The sequence below is a fragment of the Methylobacterium bullatum genome, assembly GCF_014845095.1.
Classification (GTDB): domain Bacteria; phylum Pseudomonadota; class Alphaproteobacteria; order Rhizobiales; family Beijerinckiaceae; genus Methylobacterium; species Methylobacterium bullatum.
In genome coordinates, this window is record NZ_NKUG01000054.1 from 76547 (window position 1) to 95208 (window position 18662).

The 18662-nt window shown below is 67.4% G+C and carries 15 protein-coding genes and 1 pseudogene; 10 read left to right on the forward strand and 6 right to left on the reverse strand.

What is annotated here, in order from left to right:
* The 4 genes and pseudogenes from MBTS_RS08570 to MBTS_RS08585 form a co-directional block, all read right to left on the reverse strand.
* On the reverse strand, positions 1-1863 hold the full coding sequence (locus MBTS_RS08570) for an extracellular solute-binding protein (protein WP_147830043.1): 1863 nt from the start codon (positions 1861-1863) through the stop codon (positions 1-3).
* Positions 1860-3728: an extracellular solute-binding protein gene (locus MBTS_RS08575; protein WP_147830072.1), complete on the reverse strand. Its 1869-nt coding sequence runs from the start codon at positions 3726-3728 to the stop codon at positions 1860-1862. The genes MBTS_RS08570 and MBTS_RS08575 overlap by 4 nt, the downstream gene beginning before the upstream one ends.
* Before the next feature lie 459 nt (positions 3729-4187).
* Entirely contained in the window at positions 4188-5453 is a 1266-nt protein-coding gene (locus MBTS_RS08580) for an alpha-hydroxy acid oxidase (protein WP_056146519.1), read from the reverse strand.
* A gap of 418 nt (positions 5454-5871) precedes the next feature.
* Positions 5872-6438 (reverse strand): annotated as a pseudogene (locus MBTS_RS08585) (c-type cytochrome); the annotation flags it as partial.
* Positions 6439-6683: 245 nt separating this feature from the next.
* Between MBTS_RS08585 and MBTS_RS08590 the strand changes: the two are divergent.
* Together MBTS_RS08590 and MBTS_RS08595 are read left to right on the forward strand one after the other, a co-directional pair.
* Positions 6684-7427 carry a 3-deoxy-manno-octulosonate cytidylyltransferase gene (locus tag MBTS_RS08590; RefSeq protein ID WP_056255735.1) on the forward strand — a complete coding sequence of 248 codons (744 nt, stop codon included), beginning with the start codon at positions 6684-6686 and terminating at the stop codon, positions 7425-7427.
* A gap of 20 nt (positions 7428-7447) precedes the next feature.
* Positions 7448-8320, forward strand: coding sequence for a prephenate dehydratase (locus tag MBTS_RS08595; protein ID WP_147830047.1), 873 nt, complete (start codon positions 7448-7450; stop codon positions 8318-8320).
* A gap of 15 nt (positions 8321-8335) precedes the next feature.
* Here MBTS_RS08595 and MBTS_RS08600 read toward each other — a convergent pair whose 3' ends face one another.
* Positions 8336-9061 (reverse strand): fused DSP-PTPase phosphatase/NAD kinase-like protein, encoded by a 726-nt coding sequence (locus MBTS_RS08600; RefSeq protein WP_018044682.1) that lies wholly within the window; start codon positions 9059-9061, stop codon positions 8336-8338.
* 206 nt (positions 9062-9267) lie between these two features.
* Here MBTS_RS08600 and MBTS_RS08605 point away from each other — a divergent pair, with 206 nt between their 5' ends.
* From MBTS_RS08605 to ppa, 3 genes are all read left to right on the forward strand, one after another.
* A complete protein-coding gene (locus MBTS_RS08605) occupies positions 9268-9774 on the forward strand; it encodes a GNAT family N-acetyltransferase (RefSeq protein WP_056145758.1) in 507 nt (168 codons plus the stop codon).
* 122 nt (positions 9775-9896) lie between these two features.
* On the forward strand, positions 9897-10238 hold the full coding sequence (locus tag MBTS_RS08610) for a hypothetical protein (protein WP_018044680.1): 342 nt from the start codon (positions 9897-9899) through the stop codon (positions 10236-10238).
* Between the two features lie 179 nt (positions 10239-10417).
* Entirely contained in the window at positions 10418-10954 is a 537-nt protein-coding gene (ppa, locus tag MBTS_RS08615) for an inorganic diphosphatase (RefSeq protein WP_056145761.1), read from the forward strand.
* 235 nt (positions 10955-11189) lie between these two features.
* Here the strand turns inward: ppa and MBTS_RS08620 are convergent, their stop codons facing one another.
* Positions 11190-12461, reverse strand: coding sequence for an FAD-dependent monooxygenase (locus MBTS_RS08620; protein ID WP_238253818.1), 1272 nt, complete (start codon positions 12459-12461; stop codon positions 11190-11192).
* A 281-nt stretch (positions 12462-12742) separates the two neighbouring features.
* On the opposite strand from MBTS_RS08620, the gene tesB reads away from it, so the two are divergent.
* The 5 genes from tesB to MBTS_RS08645 form a co-directional block, all read left to right on the forward strand.
* The gene (tesB, locus tag MBTS_RS08625; protein ID WP_192215418.1) at positions 12743-13612 is read left to right on the forward strand and encodes an acyl-CoA thioesterase II; all 870 of its coding nucleotides are present in this window, start codon (positions 12743-12745) and stop codon (positions 13610-13612) included.
* Between the two features lie 283 nt (positions 13613-13895).
* Entirely contained in the window at positions 13896-14234 is a 339-nt protein-coding gene (locus tag MBTS_RS08630; protein ID WP_018044676.1) for a P-II family nitrogen regulator, read from the forward strand.
* A gap of 88 nt (positions 14235-14322) precedes the next feature.
* Positions 14323-15828, forward strand: a complete 1506-nt coding sequence (locus tag MBTS_RS08635) for an ammonium transporter (RefSeq protein WP_026176080.1) — start codon at positions 14323-14325, stop codon at positions 15826-15828.
* Positions 15829-16124: 296 nt separating this feature from the next.
* Positions 16125-17081: a TorF family putative porin gene (locus MBTS_RS08640; protein WP_147830055.1), complete on the forward strand. Its 957-nt coding sequence runs from the start codon at positions 16125-16127 to the stop codon at positions 17079-17081.
* Between the two features lie 214 nt (positions 17082-17295).
* Positions 17296-18662, forward strand: a 1367-nt coding sequence (locus MBTS_RS08645) for a DNA translocase FtsK 4TM domain-containing protein (RefSeq protein WP_192215419.1), incomplete at its 3' end; no start/stop codon positions are given.

Sequence of the window (18662 nt, forward strand, 5' to 3'; positions counted from 1 at the left end):
TCAATTCCTGCCGATTCGCCGGGCCTTCTCGGCCTCGTGCCACCAGATCGCCGGGGCGCCGAGATCGTAGGCCGGGCCGGGGGAGGGGTGGCCGTAGACGTCCCAGAGGGCAAGGCGGTGATCGGCCTTGTACCACATCGGAATCCAGTAGCGGCCCGAGCGCAGCACCCGATCGAGGGCGCGGGCGGCGACGGTGAGATCGGCCCGCGTGGACGCATCGAGCACCCGGCCGATCAAGGCGTCCACCGTGGCGTCGGAGATTCCGGCGAGGTTGTCCGAGCCCGGCGTGGCGGCGCTGGCCGAGCCGTAGACCTGCCTCAGTTCCGGCCCCGGCGTCGGCCCGCTGCCATAGCGGCGCGAGGTGATGTCGAAGTCGAAATCCTTCAGGCGGGACTGATACTGGGAGGTGTCCACCCGCCGGATGGTGGCCTTGATCCCGATCAGGCCGAGATTGCGGATGAAGGATTGGGTATGCGGCTCGAGGGCCGGATCGGCGTCGAGGAACTCGATCTCCAGGGGCTTGCCCCCCGGCAGCGCGATGGCGCCGCCCTCCCGCGTGCAGCCCGCCTCGCGCAGGAGCGCCACGGCACGGCTGAGGAGCGCCCGGTCCTGGCCGGAGCCATCGGACTGGGCCGGCTGCCACGCCTCGCCGAAGACCTCGTCGGGCAGGCCGGCGCGCATGGGGTCGAGCAGCGCGAGCTCCTCGGGCGAGGGCTTTCCGGTGGCCTTGAGATCGGAATTCTCGAAGAACGAGGCGGTGCGGATATAGGCGCCGAACATCAGGTTCTTGTTCGCCCAGGGGAAGTCGAAACACAGGCCGATCGCCTCGCGGACCCGGCGATCCTTGAAGGCCTCGCGGCGGGTGTTGATCCACCAGCCCTGCGTGCCCGAGGGACGCGCATCGGGCACGACCTCCTTGCGCACGCGGCCCTCGCGGAAGGCGGGGAAATCGTAGCCCGTCGCCCAGACGCGGGCGGTGAATTCCTCGCGGAAGGTGAAGATACCGCTCTTGAAGGCCTCGAACGCCACCTGGCGATCACGGAAATACTCGAAGCGGATCTGCTCGAAATTGTTCTGCCCGACCATCACCGGCAGGTCGGCGGCCCAGTAATCGGCCACCCGCTCCAGCTCGATGAAGCGGCCGGCTTCCAGGCGCCCGACCTTGTAGGGGCCGGACCCCATCGGCGGCTCCAGGGTGGAGGCTTCGAAGTCGCGGCCGGCGTAATAGGCCTTCGAGAAGATCGGTAGCGTCGCGACGAAGAGCGGCAGATCGCGGCTGCGGCCCTTCTCGAAGCGCACCACCACCGTTTCGTCGCCCTCCGCCACGGCGTCGGCCATGTCGCGGATCACCTGCGAGATTTCGGGGTGCCCCTTCTCCTTCAGCAAATTCAGGGAGAAGGCGACATCGGCGGCGGTGAGGCGCGAGCCGTCATGGAACCGCGCCTGCGGGCGCAGGGCGAAACGGTAGGTCAGGCCGTCCTCGCTCGCCTCCACGCTGCGGGCGACGAGGCCGTAGAGCGAATCGGGCTCGTCCAGCGCCCGCACCATCAGCGAATCGAAGGTGAGGTTCATGCCGGCGGCGCCGTCGCCGCGCAGGACGTAGACGTTGAGGGTGTTGAACGTGTCGCCGGCCTGGTTGCCGAGGGTGGAGGAGAGCTGCGCCGAGAACCGGCCGCCGCGTGGCGCGGCCGGGTTCACATAGGCGAAATGCGGGAAGTCGGCCGGGTATTTCAGTTCCCCGAAACTCGACATGCCGTGGCTCGCCCCAGTGGGGGCGGCCCGCGCCCGCTTCGTCAGGGCGGTGGCGATGCCGAGGGCGCCGGCCCCGGCGACGAAGTCCCGGCGGCTCGGCGCGACCCTCACCGGGGCGCCCCGGTCTTGGCGGCCAGCGCCTCGTCGTACCACCACGTGGTCGGGAAGCCGGACGAGCCGTAGAGCGGGAGGGTGGCCGGGTGCCCGAACCGGTTCCAGCGCAGGGTCCGCGACACGTTCGAGGCCCATTGCGGCACGACGAAGTTGTGGGCGAGAAGCACCCGGTCGAGGGCATGGGTGGCGGCGAGCACGCCGGGCCGGTCCTTGGCGAAGATCACCGCCTCGATTAGCGTGTCGATGGCCGGGTCCTTGATCCCGATCAGGTTGCGCGAGCCCTGCTTGTCGGCCGCAGTCGAGCCCCAATATTCGCGCTGCTCGTTGCCGGGGGAGAGGGACTGGCCCCAGGAACTCGTGGTCACGTCGAAGTCGAAGGCGCGCAGCCGGTTCTGGTACTGCGCCTGGTCGATGACGCGGAGCGAGGTCTGGATTCCGATGAGCTTCAGCTGGGCCGAGAACGGCAGGACCACCCGCTCGAACACGCTCTGGAACTCCAGGAACTCGACCGTGAGCGGCTCACCGGTCTTCACGTTGGTCATGCGCCCGTCGCGAAGCTCGTATCCGGCCTCCTTGAGGAGGCGCACCGCCTCGCGCAGGTTGGCGCGCACGGCATCGGGCGTGCCGTTCACAGGATTGGTGTAGGGCGTCGTGAAGACGGACGGCGGGACCTTGTCCTTCACGCCGTCGAGGATCGCCAGTTCCGCGCCCTGCGGCAGGCCGGAGGAGGCGAGTTCCGAGCCGAAATAATAGGAATCGATGCGCTTGTAGAGGCCGAAGAACAGCGCCCGGTTCATCTCCTCGAAGTTCATGGCGAGGTTGAAGGCGCGGCGCACCCGCTCGTCGGCGAACTTGGCCTTGCGGGTGTTGAAGACGAACGCCTGCATGATGCCGTTGCCGCGGTCGGGGAATTCCTCCTTGATCAGGCGGCCCTCCTTCACGGCGGGGAAGTCGTCATAGGCGGTGGCCCAGTTGCGGGCGATATTCTCGGCGCGGAAGTCGAACAGGTCACCCTTCAGCGCCTCGATCAGCACGGTGGCGTCACGAAAATACTCGTTGCGCATCGTGCCGAAATTGTTGCGGCCGACATTCACCGGCAGGTCGGCGCCCCAGTAATCGGGCACGCGCTCGTAGGTGACGCTGCGGCCGGCCTCGAACTTGGCGAGGCGATAGGGGCCGGAGCCGAGGGGGATCTCGAGGGTGGTCTGGGTGGCGTCGCGCTGGCGCCCTTCCGCGTCCTTGCCCGTCCACCAGTGCTTGGGCAGCACGCGGAGCTGGCCGAGCACCTGCGGCAGTTCGCGGTTGCCCTTCTCGGTGAAGGTGAAGGTGACCTCGCGCGGGCCGGTGACCTCGCCCTTCGCCACCGTCTGGTAATAGGCCGCGTAGAACGGGCTGTTGGCCTTCAACGTCTCGTAGGACCAGACCACGTCCTCGGGCGTGATCGGCTTCCCGTCGTGCCAGCGGGCATTCTCGCGCAGGCGGTAGGAGACGGAGGAGAGGTCGTCGGCGATGCGGACCCCTTCGGCGAGGAGCCCGTAGGAGGTGAACGGCTCGTCCAGCGACTCCGTCATCAGCGTATCGTAGATCTGCGCGACCCCGCCTTCGAGATCGCCCTTCAGACCCGCCACGACGAGATTGAAATTGTCGAAGCCGCCCTGGGCGCCGAGGCGCACGAGCCCGCCCTTCGGGGCCTTCGGGTCGGCATAGTCGAACTGTTTGAAATCGGCCGGGTATTTCGGCTCGCCCATGAGCGTGAAGGCATGGGCCCATGGGGCGCCGTCGGGGGCGGCCCTGGCACCACCGACGAAGGCGGCGACCGCGAGGGAGGCGGCGAGAAGGCGTCCGATCAGGGCTGTTCGCATCACGAGGCGGCTGTCTCCCGAATTTCGTTGCCCGTGCCGTCGAGGGCGCAGGCGCGATGTCCTTCTAGGACGTCGGGACGGGCCACGCCAAGCGAACAAGTCCCCGGCGCGTCGGTTGAACGCGTGGGAGGATCGCGTCGCGAGGAACGGCGGAGGGCCTCGCGGTACTCCCGATCACGGTTGGTACCCCCCGGTGTACGACGCAGCAGCGGAAGTTTTTGGAAAGACACGAAGAGCCGGTTCGAATTGTTAGTCCGAGGCTCCACCTCATCCCGAGGTGCCGCGCAGCGGCCTCGAAGGAGGGCTCCAGCACCCACTGAGCAGACTGGAGAGCTCCTTCGAGGCCCTTCGCCGAGGCGAAGGGCTCCTCAGGATGAGGTGATCTGATTGGATGATGGACTTCAGCGGATGATCTGCTTCCGCATGAACATCCTCCGGACAAATCCGATCAACCGGATGTCAGACGATCTGGACGCTCTTCGGCGTGATTTCGGAGAGCTTGGTGGCGCCGACCTGGCGCATGATCGTCTCGAACTCGCGCTGCATCAGGGTGAGCACCATCTCGACGCCGGGCTGGCCGAAGGCGGCGAGGCCCCAGACATAGGGGCGGCCGACGCAGACGGCGGTGGCGCCGAGCGCCAGTGCCTTCAGCACGTCGGTGCCGCGACGGAAGCCGCCGTCGATGAGGACCGGGACCTTGCCGTTCACGGCGGCGACCACTTCCGGCAGGGCGCCGATGGTCGATTGCAGGCTCTCCTCGGCGCGGCCGCCGTGGTTGGAGACGATGATCGCGTCGACGCCGTGGGTCAGGGCGATCTTGGCGTCTTCCTGGGTCACGATGCCCTTGAGGACGAGCTTGCCCTTCACGATGCCGCGCAGGCGCTTCACGTAGTCCCAGGTCATGCCGGTGCCGTAGAGGTTGGTGACCTTCGACACGTCGATCTCGTCGAACATCGGCTTGCGGCTGACTTCGTTCTTGAAGCCCGGCGTGTGGCAATCGGTACAGGTGCGGGTGTCGGCGCGGCGCTCGCGGAACAGCGTCTCGGTGTTGCGGCCGCCCTGGCGGTCGACGGTGAGCACGATGGCCGGGGCGCCGGCCGCCTCGGCCCGCTTCACCAGCTTCTCGGTCACGGACCAGTCGTCGGTGGGGTAGAGCATGTACCAGACGGGGGCGCCGCGCTCCTTGATGACGTCCTCGATGGAGGTGCTGCCCACCGTGGACAGGATCATCTGGTGACCCTTCACCTTGCAGGCGCGGGCGGCGGCCGCCTCGGCTTCGGGATGGAACGCACCCACGCTGCTGACGGGGGCGAGCGCGATCGGGCTCGCCCAGGTCTCGCCGAAGATCTTCACGGTCGTGTCGATCTTGCGCACGTCGATCAGGCGGCGGACGCGGATATGGATCTTGTCGAAATCGTCCCGGTTGGCCTTCAGCGTCTTGTCGGCATCGACGCCGCTGGCGAGGTAGCCGTAATGCGCCGGGGGCAATTCCTTCTTCGCCACGGGCTCGAAATCGAACACGTTGAGCGCCTGCGCCGGGGAGGCGATGAGGTCGCCGTTCATCACGGGGGCGGCGCGCAGGACGTCGTAGCTCTGGGCCACCGCTTCCGTGGTACCGAGGGCGGCGATTCCCGCCAGGGCGCGTGCGGCGCTCGGCGCGAACAGGGGACTGGACGAGAAGTAGGCCAACAGTTTCCGGCGGTGGATCGATGCGTGTTCACCCATGGCAGACTTTCCCTCGACACCGTTCGACATACGTCTCGCTCTCGCTTGCTTCGATTTGCCGGACCTTCCTGCACCAATTCTATTGTGCGATGCAATAACTGTTATAATTCTAAATCGTAGCGTGCATGCCTTCCGCCGCCAACGCGATGAGGTCGGCCGATGCGGTATTCCAACGGGATCCGGGCTCAAAATCGCAGATCGGCGGCGATATATGTCGATTTGCGTCCTGCGCCGCGCTTTCACGATGGCGCGATCCGCCGGATCTCAGAGCTGAGCAGGCGACGTGATTCGCCCGGCACTACCGCATCGCAATATGAAAAGGGCCGGTCGACGGGTCGTTCGGAACAGTAAAGGCGCGGACATGCCGCGCCTTTCCGTCGAGCCGATGAAAACGTGTCGGCAAAGCCGAAATTTACTGCGCCGGCTTGTCCTCGGCGGCGGCCTTCTCGACGGCGGGAAGCGGCGCCGGGGTGTCGGCGAGCGAGCGCAGATAGGCGATCACGTCGGCGCGCTCCTGCGGGGCCTGGATGCCGGCAAAGGCCATCTTGGTGCCCGGCACGTAGGTCTTCGGGTTGGCGAGGAAGTGGTCGAGCTCGTCGTAGGTCCAGGTGCCGCCCTTCTCCTTCAGCGCGGCGGAATACTCGAACCCGCTCTCATGGGCGCGCTGGCGGTCGACCACGCCCCAGAGATGCGGACCGACCTTGTTGGGGCCGCCCTTCTCGAAACTGTGGCAGGCGGCGCACTTCTTGGCGGCGCCGGTACCCTTCTCGACGCTGGCGCTGGCGAGGCGGACCGGAAGCGGCTCGACCTTGGCCGCAGCGGCGGCGGCTCCGGCCGCCTCGGGCTGAGGCTCGGGCAGGGCGTAGCCGGCACTTCCCGCCGGCTTGGCGCTGTAGATCAATTCGGCGACGAAACCGGAGCCCATGGCGAGAAGGAGAGTGCCGAGTACGGCGCCCGCGACCTTGTTCAGCTCGAAAGAGTCCATTCTCGACAACTCCGGGGGCGTCCGCCGGTTGCGGCGGCAGGCGTGGCCCGGTGAGCGGATGCCCCGGACTCTGGAAATGTTCGAGGGTGAATAGCGGTTAAGGGCCGACCTTGACAATGGCGGAGCGGGCGGCCGTGTAGTCGCATAGCGCCGGATGTCATTCTCCCGCACCCGCGACCGTGCGCCGATGACAACGCGCACCGCCCCTGCTACTCCCCCGGCTCGCTGCGGAGATACGCCGGTCGATGTCGGATCCCCTCGTTCTCATTCCCGCCCGCATGGCCGCCACCCGCCTGCCGAACAAGCCGATGGCCGACATCGCCGGTGAGCCGATGATCGTCCATGTCTGGCGCCGCGCCGTGGAAGCCGGGATCGGACCGGTGGTCGTGGCCACGGATGCCGTCGAGATCGTCGAGGCGATCGAGCGGGTCGGCGGCCTCGCGACCCTCACCCGGGCCGATCATCCCTCCGGCTCGGACCGGCTGGCCGAGGCGCTCGACATCATCGATCCGCAGGGCAACCACGACGTGGTGGTCAACGTACAGGGCGACCTGCCGACGATCGACCCCGCGATCATCGGCGCGGCGATCATGCCGCTGGCCGATCGCGCCGTGGACATCGCCACCCTCTGCGCGATCATCACCCGCGAGGAGGAGCGGCACGATCCCAACGTGGTGAAGCTCGTCGGCCACCATGTGGGGCCCAACCGCCTGCGTGCGCTCTATTTCACCAGGGCGCAGGCGCCCTGGGGGGAGGGGCCGCTGTTCCACCATATCGGCCTCTACGCCTATCGCCGCCGGGCGCTCACCCGCTTCATGGCCCTGCCGCCCGGCGAACTCGAGACCCGCGAGAAACTGGAACAGCTGCGGGCGCTGGAGGCGGGCATGCGCATCGACGCCACCGTCGTCGACGACCTGCCGCTGGGCGTCGACACCCCCGCCGACCTCGAACGGGCGAGGACGGTGCTCCTGGCCCGGCGCCTCAACTGACGAACCGAGTTGTTTCTCCCATGTCCGACACGACCGAATCCCGCACCACGATCTCCTACCAGGGCGAGCCGGGCGCGAATTCGCACATCATCTGCGCCCAGGCCTATCCCGACTGGACGCCGCTGCCCTGCGCCTCGTTCGAGGAGGCCTTCGCGGCGGTGAACGACGGCCGGGCCGCCCTAGCGATGATCCCCATCGAGAATTCCATCGCCGGGCGAGTCGCCGACATCCATCACCTGATCCCGAGCTCGAACCTGCACATCGTGGCCGAGCACTTCCTGCCGATCCATTTTCAGCTGATGGCGCTTCCCGGCACGCCGATCGAGGCGATCCGGACGGTGCACAGCCACGTCCACGCGCTCGGCCAATGCCGCAAGATCATCCGGCGGCTCGGGCTCAAGGCCATCGTGGCCGGCGACACGGCGGGCGCGGCGCGGGAAGTCGCCGAAGCCGGCGATCCGAGCCGCGGCGCGCTGGCCCCGGCCATGGCCGCGGGCGTCTACGGGCTCGACATCCTCGCCCGCGACGTGGAGGACGAGAGCCACAACACCACGCGCTTCGTGGTGTTCTCGCCCGAGGCGGCGGAGATGCCGGCCGCCTCGGGGCCGATGGTGACGAGCTTCATCTTCCGTGTGCGCAACATCCCGGCCGCGCTCTACAAGGCGCTCGGGGGATTCGCCACCAACGGCGTCAACATGTCGAAGCTCGAGAGCTACATGGTCGAGGGCCAGTTCTCGGCGACGCAATTCTATGCGGAAGTGGACGGCCACCCCGAGGATCCGGGCCTCGCCCGCGCGCTGGACGAACTCGCCTATTTCTCGCGGGAACTGCGCATCATCGGCACCTACCCGGCCCATCCGTTCCGCGAGACCACGCGGCTGGCGGCGGAGTAGGGGCGGGAGGCGGACCTATTCCCGCTTGATGACCCGGTCGACCACGAGGTCGGACCAGAAGCCCGGCCGGAACTCGCGCTTCAGGGCCTCGGGGTCGTAGACCGTCTCGACCCAGGTCAGGAAATCCAGCCCCTTGGCTTCGCCCTCGCGTAGGTAGAGGTCGAAGAACGCGTCGAGGATTCCGGTCTTGGCGAAGCGGAAATGGCCGTACCGGGCCGAGAGCTGGCCCATCGCCTCCGAGACGGGCACGCCTTCGTGCAGGATGAGGAAGAGGGCGGCACCGAGACCCGCCCGGTCCGCCCCGGACTTGCAGTGCATCACGGCGGGATACTGGACCCCGTCGAAGAACGCCTTCGCGCCGAGGATCGTCTCCTTCGACGGCGCCTCGCGCGAGCGCAGGACGAACTCGACGAGGGTCAGCCCCTGCTGCGCGCAGGCCTCGCGCTGGAGCGGCCAGGAGCCGTGCTCGCGGCCGCCGCGCAGGGAAATCACCGTGCGCACGCCCTGCCGCCGGAACCAGGCGAGTTGGTGCGGCGTCGGCTGGGCCGAGCGCCAGACCTTGCCGGTGCCGATCTTGTGGCGGTTGAGATAGGCCAGCCGGAACACGCCGTGATCCACGAGCAGCATGTTGGCCCAGGCCCGCATGCGCGCACCCCGGCCGGCGATCGGCTGCTCGAAGCGGGCGATCCGCGCCATGCGCCGGGCATAGCGGATCTCGGGCTTGATGAATCTGTTGAACACGGGTGGCGGCGGGAACCTGTCGAGAGGAGCGTGCGGCGGCTCTAACAGCCGGGACAGCGTCGGGCAAACGGATGTCGCAGAATTGCGCCACTCACGCTTCAGGAAGCACACTTTCCGGAACTCGGCATCCGGCTTGCCTTCATCATGCCCGTATCGTGCATTTCGATGCGAGATCGTTCCCGTTTCCACCAAGCGTAGGGACAGTCATGAAGACGAGCACCACCAGCATCCGCCGCGCCCGTCCGGGAGACGCCGATCGGTTGAGCGACGTCTTCGACGAAACCTGGCGGGAGGCCTATCGCGGCATCATCCCCGGCATCTCCCTGGAACGGATGATCTCGCAACGTTCGTCGCAATGGTGGGTCGGCGCGGCCCAGCGCAACCGCCCCCTGGTCGTGGTCGAGATCGGCGACGAGGTCGTCGGATACGCGATCTACGGGCAGGCGAGGGGCGGCGCCCTGAAGGCATCGGGGGAGGTGGACGAGCTCTACATCCTGCCGGCCTATCAGGGCCTGGGCCTCGGCCGGCGCCTGTTCCGCGCGGTCCGCAACGACCTCGCCGATCACGGCTTGACGCGGATCGGGGTCTGGACCCTGGCGGGCAACGAGCGCGCCTGCGACTTCTACGCCGGTCTGGGCGGTATCAAGGTGGCCGAGGCCGTCGACCGCATGGCCGGCGCCGTCCTCTCCAAGGTGGCCTACCGCTTCGAGTGAGGCCCGATCCCGTCAGCGGGAACCCTGAAGGCGGGGCAATACGTTGATCCTTGGCCCGGACGTCGCCGTTCCCGTATGGGGGAACGCGTCGCGACGTCCTCGCGCCGGATCTAGGGACCACGATGACCGCCAGCCAGCAGGATCTGCCCCGCCGTGAGTGCACGGCGCAGGATTGGGACGACCGCGTCACCCGCCTCACCGAGAAACTGCCCGATCGGTTGCGGCGAGCCATCGAGTGGCTGCGCGAGCCCTCGCGCCGCTGGGTGAGGATCGGTGCGGCGATCCTGTTCATCCTGGGCGGCGTCTTCTCGATCCTGCCCGTGCTCGGGCTCTGGATGCTGCCCGTCGGGCTCGCCCTCCTCAGCCAGGACATCCCGGCCCTCAAGGTCCCGCTCGAACGCTCGGCCCGCTGGATCGAGGGCGTCTGGCGGCGCTGGTTCGGATCGGGCGATCAGAAATCCTGATCCGTGACTCCGGCCCTACCGTATTTCCGGGGCTTTCAGCGCGGAAAGGGCGCGCAGCGGTTACGATAAGCCGCAAAAGCCCCGCGCATCGGGCCAAGGTCGATTTCCTTTAACGCGGAAGGGATTTAAGAGACGCCGAAACAGCGCCTTGGATTGCTGCAGGCTCGAGCGAGGACCCCATGATCATCGACTCCATCTCGATCGGAAAGAACCCGCCGGACGACGTCAACGTCATCATCGAAGTGCCGATCGGCGGCGATCCGATCAAGTACGAGATGGACAAGGAATCCGGTGCCCTCGTGGTCGACCGGTTTCTTTATACCGCGATGCATTACCCGGGGAATTACGGTTTCATCCCCCACACCCTCTCGGGCGATGGCGATCCCTGCGACGTTCTCGTGGCGAATACCCGCGCCATCGCTCCCGGCGCGGTCATCAGCGTCCGCCCGGTGGGCGTCCTGGTGATGGAGGACAATGCCGGCGAGGACGAGAAGATCATCGCGGTGCCGTCCCGCCACCTCACCATGCGCTACGACCGGATCGAGAACTACACCGACCTGCCGGATATCACGATCCAGCAGATCCAGCACTTCTTCGAGCATTACAAGGATCTGGAGCCCGGCAAGTGGGTGAAGATCAAGCGCTGGGGCGACAAAGCCGAGGCCCAGCGCCTCATCAACGAGGGTATCGAGCGCGCCAAGTCCGAGAAGGCCTGAGAGCCTTCTTCGATCGGATCTTTCCGCAGCGTGTGATTCCAAGGCGGCCCGCCTGCGAAAGTCGGTCGTCCAGACTAACCACCTCATCCTGAGGTGCCCTTTGCTTAAGCAAAGGGCCTCGAAGGAGCTTCCAGTTGCCACGCGATCCCTGGAAGCCTCCTTCGAGGCCGCTACGCGGCGCCTCAGGATGAGGTAATGTCTTGGAAAGACAACCCGAACAGGCGGTGAGACCGTCTCACAACGCCTCGCCCCGCATCAGCCTGGGCGAGGCGCCCCGCGAGGCCGAGGCCTCGCCGATGAAGAGCGACTTCAATCCCGGCATCCGGTCGACGAGGCCGAGCCCGAGATCACGCATCAGCCGAACCGGCAGGATGTCGTTGGAGAACAGGCGGTTGAGCCCGTCCGTGGCGGCCGCCATGGCGAAAGTGTCGAAGCGCCGGCTCCGCTCGTAGCGCTGCAGCACATCCTTCGCCCCCGGATCGAGCCCGAGGCGCAGGGCCTCCGTGATCTCCTCCGCCAGGGAGGCGGCATCGGCGAGGCCGAGATTCAGCCCCTGGCCGGCGATCGGGTGGATGACATGGGCCGCATCGCCCAGCAGGGCGAGCCGCTCGCCCCGGAAGCTTCGCGCCATGCCGAGGGAGAGCGGATGGGCGCTCGGCCCGTCCTCGAGCACGAGACGGCCGAGATTGAGCCCGAAGCGGCGTTCGATTTCCCCGAGGGTTTCCTCGCGGCTGCCACCGATCAGCGCCTCCACATCCGCTGCCCGCTCCGTCCAGACGATGGAAGAGCGGTGGCCGAGCGCGCCGCCATCCACCAGGGGCAGAATGGCGAAGGGACCGCTCGGCAGGAAATGCTCGAAGGCCCGGCCGCCATGGGGGCGTTCATGGCCGATCGTGGCGACGATGCCCGTCTGCGGATAGGACCGGCCGACCCATCCGATCCCGGCCGCCTCGCGCAGCCTCGACCGCGATCCGTCCGCGGCGACCAGTAACGTCGCGTCGGTCTCGCGCCCATCGGACAACGCGAGGGCGATGCTCCGGCCGTTCGCCTGTGCGTGGCGGATGCCGACCGGCTCGAAGGCCACCCCGACGGCTTTCGATGCCGTCAGCAGGGCGTCGACGAGGTATTCTGCCTCCACCATATGGGCGAAGGGCTCACCGACGAGCGGCGATTCGCCGTCACCGTCCTGGCCGAAAGTCAGGAAGACCGGCCTCACCGGATCCGTCAGACGGCTGTCGCTGATCGCCATGTCGAGGATGGGTTCGGCCGCATGGGCGACGCCATCCCAGATTCCCAACCGCGTCAGCATGCGCCTTCCGCCGGCCGCCACGGCGAAGGCACGCCCGCGATGCCGCAGCGCGGCGCGGTCGAGCCCCGGCTCGAAGACGGTGACCTCCAGGGCATCGCCATGAGCCTGGCGCAGGGCCAGGGCCAGGCTGAGACCGGGAATACCGCCACCGGCGATGACCACCTTGCGGAGCGCGCCACCTTGCATCGATCCGCTCATCCCCGTTTCGCCCATGCCCGTTGCCTCGTCCCCATTCCCACGGCCTGCGATGAGAGACACGTGGAGTGGCACCCCGCCGCGCCGGAGGCAACGCGCGACAGCGAAGCACGATGCGTCACCGGATCGGCCGGGTGGTCGCTTTCGATGAGTGAGCCGTTCATTCCCCGCGAGTTTTGCATTCCCGATGAGTCTTGCATTCCGGGCGAGCTGTGGCGATTCCCTCTGCCGTGACGCCGTGATGCACGGCCGCATCGATGTCCTCAGCCCGGTGAAAGGCCCGCATGACCGGATCCGTCGACGAACTCCTCGCCTGCCTCGACCTCGCGCGCCTCGACGACGACCTGTTCCGGGGCCAGAGCATCGAAACCGGATGGTTCCGGGTGTTCGGCGGCCAGGTGCTGGGGCAGGCCCTCGTCGCCGCATCGCGCACGGTGGGGGCGAGCCGGCCGCCGCATTCCCTCCATGCCTATTTCATCCTCGCCGGCGACCCGGCCGCGCCGATCGATTACGCGGTGGACCGTATCCGCGACGGGCGCAGCTTCGCCACGCGGCGGGTGGTGGCCCATCAGCATGGGCGCGCGATCTTCACCCTGTCGGCCTCCTTCCACACCGACGAGGAGGGGCTCGTCCATCGGATCGCCATGCCGGACGTGCCGGGGCCCGAGGCGCTCCTCGACGCCCCCGCTTTGGCCGCGCAGGCAGGTCCGTCGATCCCGGCCACCATGCGCACCTATCTCGGCCGAGCCACCCCGATCGCGCTGAGGCCGGTGGAGGTGCAGCGCTACATGTCGCGCGACCCGCGCGAGCCCCGCTTCCACGTCTGGCTCCGGGCCGGGGCGCGCCTGCCGGACGACCCGGCCATCCACCGCGCCGTCCTCGCCTATGCCTCCGACCTGATGTTGCTGGACGCGACGCTGATCCCCCACGGCAAGACGGTGTTCGATGCCGCGATCCAATCCGCGAGCCTCGATCACGCCCTCTGGTTCCACCGTCCCTTCCGCGCCGACGAATGGCTGCTCTATGCGCAGGAGAGTCCTGCCGCTTCGGGCGGGCGCGGTTTCGCCAGGGGATCGATCTTCACGAGGGAGGGAGAGCTCGTGGCATCCGTGGCTCAGGAGGGTCTGATCCGGCCGACCGCGAACGGCTCGTGATGCGCTGCGAGCTTTGCTTTACGGGCTTCCATTCTGCTCATGTTATCGTCTGAATGATCATTATTTAGGCAATTGTCGCGAAAAAATCGCACGATCACGCGTCAGTGATCGATCACTTTGTGTGCAGAACGGGAAATCGCGAAAAGTTCCCTTTGGCATAGTCCTTGAATGATGGGCGCCGATCGCTTGGCCATTCCGGCTGGTGCGAAATGCCGGATTGCCGGGCCGCGACGCAGATCGGGCCGGTGACCGGGGGCATCCAGAACAAAAGGGGGCGCCGCCCATGAAGATCGTGATGGCTATCATCAAGCCGTTCAAGCTCGAGGAGGTCAGGGATGCGCTGACCGGAATCGGCGTCCACGGCCTCACGGTGACCGAAGTCAAAGGCTATGGCCGCCAGAAGGGCCACACCGAAATTTACCGCGGCGCCGAATATGCCGTGAGCTTCCTGCCGAAGCTGAAGATCGAGGTCGCCGTCGCGTCCGACCTCACCAGCAGCGTCATCGACGCCATCGCCGCCGCCGCCCGCACCGGCCAGATCGGCGACGGCAAGATCTTCGTCGTGCCCCTCGAGAAGGCCGTCCGCATCCGCACCGGCGAGACCGACGTCGACGCGCTCTGAGCCATCGCCCCGGCCGGACGACGCTCCGGCCCGCTTCCCCTCCTTTTCCTCACGTCACCATCGCACCGCGACCGGGAGTTCCGTTTCCATGAAACTTCGCAATGCCCTTGCGCTCGGGATGGGAGGCGCCGCGCTGGCCCTCCTGTTCGTCGAGCCATCCCTCGCACAGTCGCCGACCCCAGAAGTCGTCGCAGCGCCGGCCGCCGCCGCGCCCGTCCCCAACAAGGGCGATACCGCCTGGATGATGGTCTCGGCCGTCCTCGTGCTGCTGATGACCGTGCCCGGCCTCGCGCTGTTCTACGGCGGCCTCGTGCGCACCAAGAACATGCTGTCGGTGCTGACGCAGGTCTTCGCCATCGCCTCCATCGTCTGCCTTCTGTGGGTCGCCTTCGGCTACAGCATGGCCTTCACCAACGGCGGCGGTCTCAACGACTTCGTCGGCGGCTTCTCCAAGGTCTTCCTGAAGGGCGTCGACCCGTCCACCACCGTGGCGACCTTCTCGAACGGCGTCGTCATTCCCGAATACGTCTACATCTGCTTCCAGATGACGTTCGCGATGATCACGCCCGGCCTCATCGTCGGCGCCTTCGCCGAGCGCATGAAGTTCTCCGCCCTGCTCGTCTTCTCGGTGCTGTGGGTCACGCTGATCTACTTCCCGATGGCGCACATGGTCTGGTACTGGGGTGGTCCCGACCTCGTCGGCGACGCCGCCAAGGCCCTGGCCGCAGCCACCGACGACGCCTCCAAGGCGACGGCGCAGGCCGCCCTCGACGCGGTCAACGCCGATGCGGGCATGATCTTCAAGTGGGGCGCCCTCGACTTCGCCGGCGGCACCGTCGTGCACATCAATGCGGGTATCGCCGGCTTCGTCGGCTGCCTGATGCTCGGCAAGCGTATCGGCTACGGCCGTGACCTCCTCGCCCCGCACTCGCTGACCATGACCACCATCGGCGCCTCGCTCCTCTGGGTCGGCTGGTTCGGCTTCAACGCCGGTTCGAACCTCGAAGCCAACGGCTCCGCGGGTCTGGCCATGATCAACACCTTCGTGGCCACCGCCGCAGCCGCCGTCTCCTGGCTGTTCGTGGAGTGGATGCTCAAGGGCAAGCCCTCGCTCCTGGGCATGCTGTCGGGCGCCATCGCCGGCCTCGTCGCCGTCACGCCCGCCGCCGGCTTCGCCGGTCCGATGGGTTCGATCGTCCTCGGCCTCGTCGCCGGCGGCGCCTGCTTCATCATGTGCTCCACGGTGAAGAACGCCCTCGGCTACGACGACTCCCTCGACGTCTTCGGCGTCCACTGCATCGGCGGCATCCTCGGCGCCCTGGCCACCGGCATCCTGGTGAGCCCGGACTTCGGCGGCGTCGGCATCCCCGATTACACCAGCAAGCCCGGCGAACTCGCTGTCGGCGCCTACGACATGGCGGCGCAGCTCCTGGCCCAGGGTAAGGCCGTCGGCTTCACCATCCTGTGGTCCGGCATCGGCTCCGCCATCCTGTACAAGCTCGTCGACCTGACCATCGGTCTGCGCGTGACCCAGGACGAAGAGCGCGAAGGCCTCGACATCGCCGACCATGGCGAGCGCGCCTACAACTACTGATCCCGCCTAAACACCATCTCAACCGAACCGAGAGGCCCCGGTCGCCATGCGACCGGGGCCTTTCTCATGTCCGTGGCAGCCGTCGAGAGCCGCATCGACGCCCCCGACCGTGAGGCAGAGCCGGCTCCCGCTGCCGGACTGGGGCGAAAATGTGATGCGAATGCAACACCCCCATGGCAAGTCCCGCGAACGGCCGTATTTGCCTATTTCATGGGCAATTGCATCAAAGTTAGTTTTGCGAAGCTCGGCCGGATTTGGCAACTTGCAAATCACAGAATAACTGGGGCTGAACTCTGATGACACTGAAGCTAACCGCACTGGGGACTGCCGCTTCCCTCGCCGCGTTCCTGAGCGTTGGCAGCGTCAACGCCGCCGACCTTGCCGCGCCGAAGACCATGCCGGTCGAGGCGAAGGCGCCCGATCCGCTGATCGGATTCTCGTTCGGCTCGCGCTACCAGACGGACTACAACTTCCGCGGTGTGTCGCAGTCGAACCGCCAGGGCAGCTACCAGTCCTTCTTCGAGGCCCAGTATTTCGGCGGCTTCGCCTATACCGGCCTCGCCACCTACCAGACCCGCCTGCCCACGCAGCCGGACATGGAGTTCGATCTCGCCGCCGGTATCCGCCCGACCTTCGACAAGTTCGCCCTCGATCTCGGCGTGCTCTACTACTTCTACCCCAATGAGAAGCGCCTGTTGGGCCCGGGCGGCGCGTTCCTGACCACCGCCAACACCGACTTCATGGAATACGCCGCCAAGGGCACATGGACCGCGACGGACTCGCTGACCCTCGGCCTCAACGTGTTCTACTCGCCGAACTTCCTCGGCCAGCACGCCAACGGCACCTACACCTCCGGCACCGCCGCCTATACCCTGCCGGCCAACTGGTTCTCGTTCCTGCCCGAGGCCTATTCCGGTGGCTTCTCGATCTCGTCCGAGCTCGGCTACTACTTCCTGACCGCCGCGAAGACCTCCGCCACCGGGCAGATCGCCTTCAACCTGCCGAGCTACCTCTACGGGAACGTCGGCCTGTCCTACACCTACAAGAACATCGTCCTCGATGTGCGCTACCACAACACCAACCTGAGCAAGACCGACTGCTTCAACTTCACCGGCGACTACCGCGGCTTCAACAACGGCGGGACCTCCAAGTGGTGCGGCGATGCCGTCATCGGCTCCATCACCTTCCAGACCTCGACTGCGGCTCCCGGCATCTACGCCGAGCCGGGCGGTCTCCTGAACCTCTTCCGCTAAGCGCCAAGCTCAGCGATGGACGAAGAAAGGCCCCGGAGCGATCCGGGGCCTTTCTCCGTTGGCGGCACGGACCGGATCTGACGAGGCGAGTCGTGAAAGCGTTCGAAAACACGGACATCTGTGCGGGCCGTGCTAACGATCTCTAAGCCTTAAACAGCCGTTAACTCGGTCGACATAGCGTTACCGGATCGTTTCTCCCTGCGTCTGGTCCCGTATGCGCTCGCTCCGCCGTTCCGCATCGCCCTACGACACTTTCGTCGACAGCTTCAGGCCGTTCCTGGCGAAGCGGATGACGGAGATGGGCGGTCTTCTCCTGTTCGCGGGCGCGACCGCGCTCACGGTCGCCCTGGCGACGTGGTCCATCGACGATCCGAGCATCAACCACGCCACCGACCATGCCGCGCACAACGTGCTCGGCACCGGCGGCGCGGTGGTGTCGGACCTGGCGATGCAGCTCCTCGGCCTCGGTTCCCTGGCCTTCGCCCTGCCGCCCGCCTTCTGGGGCGTCCAACTCATGCGGTCCCGGGAACTGCCCCGGGGCGGCCTGCGGATCACCCTCTGGATCATCGGCTTCTTCGCCGCGAGCGCGGTAGCGAGCGCGCTGCCGCCCACCGCCCGCTGGCCCCTGCCCACCGGGCTCGGCGGCGTGGCCGGCGATGCCCTGATCCACACCGCGCGGCTCATCGTCGGCGCCATCGCGTCCCCGGCCACGGCCCTCGTCGGTTTCGCCTTCGCGGCGGTGGCGATCCTGTGCCTCACCGGCGCCTGCCGCGCCGGAGCCGAGCCGGAGGAGGAATCCTACGATCAGCCCGCTCCGTCCGCGTCCAGCCAGCGGCCGCAACCCTCCGCCCGGCATGACGGCCGTTACGAGGAGGACGAGCCGAGCCTCGGCATCGTCTCCCTCGGCACCCTGGCGCATCTCCTGATGGGCGGCCGGACCGCCATCGCCAGACGGATCGCCGAGTGGCGTGCCGACCGGGCGGCGGCGGCCACCGAACTCGCTTATGCCGGCGCCTCGCCGGCGCTCGCCGCGCGCCGCGCCTTCTCGGACGCGGACGACGCGCCATGGTCGACCCATGTGCCGCAGGACGCGGGACACCAGCCGAGAGGCGATGCCGCCTCGGCGCGTCGCGAACCTGTCTTCGAGCCGCAGCCCGTGGCGGAGACCCGGCCGGTCACCCGCCGTCCCCTCCATGAGCCGATCCTGCACGACGACGAGCCGGACGATGGCGGCGAGGAGTTCTACGCTCCCGAAGAACCGGTGGCATCGGCGCCGGTGCCGCGCTCCCGTGTCGCCCCGGTGGCACCGTCCCCCGCTCCGGCACCGATCCGGCGCGCATCTCCCGCGCCGGCCTATGGCGCGGAGAGCTATTCCCATCCCCCCCTCGACCTGCTCGGCGAAGCGCCGGGCCTGTCCCTGGCGAGCCAGGTCTCGACGGAAGCCTTGGAGCAGAATGCGACCCTGCTCGAGGCCACCCTCAGCGATTTCGGCGTACGCGGCGACATCCTCGCCGTGCGCCCCGGCCCGGTCGTGACGCTCTACGAATTGGAGCCGGCGCCGGGCACCAAGTCGAGCCGCGT